Below are 1,060 nucleotides of genomic sequence, written 5' to 3'. Positions count from 1 at the left end.
GAAAAAGCGTTCCATTGGTGCATTGTCCCAACAGTTTCCTCGACGACTCATGCTCTGTTTTATTTGATAACGCCATAACAATTGCCTGAATTTACGGCTGGTATAATGGCTACCTTGATCAGAGTGAAACATCACACGTGATGGTTTACCTCTGCTCTCATAAGCCATCATTAATGCCTTACATGTTAACGCACTGTCTGGCGATAGTGACATAGCCCAGCCAACAACTTTTCTAGCAAATAAATCAAGTACGACAGCTAAATATGCCCAACGGTTACCAGTCCAAATATAGGTTACATCGCCACACCACACAGTATTAGGCTCTATAACATCAAATTGACGCTCTAGTGTGTTAGGTATTTCTATATGCTCTTTGGCCGCTTTTTTATATGCATGCTGTGGCATTTGACAGCTAACTAAGTTAAGTTCAACCATTATCCGACAGCACGGTAGCGACTTAGCTTTATGCCTTTGTTTGTGGCAATATCAGCAATAGTTCTTGCTCCCGCAGAGCCGTTACTATCATTATGTATTTGCTTTATCTCAGCATTTAATTGAAGCTCTTCAGCTATCCCTTTTACACCAGTATTTAAAGCTACTGCGATGCACGTCAAACACCTTACATAATGTTTTTACTTGATATTTTTTACTATTGCCCTGATTGATTTTCTCAATTAATAAGAGTTTTTCAGCGAGTCCGACATCAACAGAGCAGTAGCCTTTTTTAAAATATCCTTTTCTAATTCAATACGTTCTATGCGTTTTTTTAATTCTCGTATTTCAATTTGCTCAGGTGTCATCGGTGAAGCTTTAGGGGCTTTACCTGCACGCTCTTGCTCTAATTGATTTACCCACTTACTGATGGTTGATTTCCCTACATTCATCGCTTGTGCAGCGTCTGCCTGTGTGTAACCTTCATCAATAACCAATTGCGCTGTTTCGAGCCTAAACTCTGCGCTATAAGTTGGTCGTTTCTTCTTTGTCATTTGTATCACCTAAGTAGTTATGAGATGCATGATAACATCTCTAATTAGGTGGCCAAATTAACTATGCCACTTCA

General features: G+C 39.6%; 1 pseudogene. It reads right to left on the bottom strand.

Features of this window, described 5'->3' with window-relative positions:
* Nucleotides 1–986, bottom strand: a pseudogene (locus ABD005_RS18060) (IS3 family transposase); the annotation flags it as partial.
* Nucleotides 987–1,060: the final 74 nt, after the last annotated feature.

The organism is Colwellia asteriadis, assembly GCF_039523295.1.
Classification (GTDB): Bacteria; Pseudomonadota; Gammaproteobacteria; order Enterobacterales; family Alteromonadaceae; genus Colwellia; species Colwellia asteriadis.
This window is presented reverse-complemented; position numbering and strand designations above follow the sequence as displayed.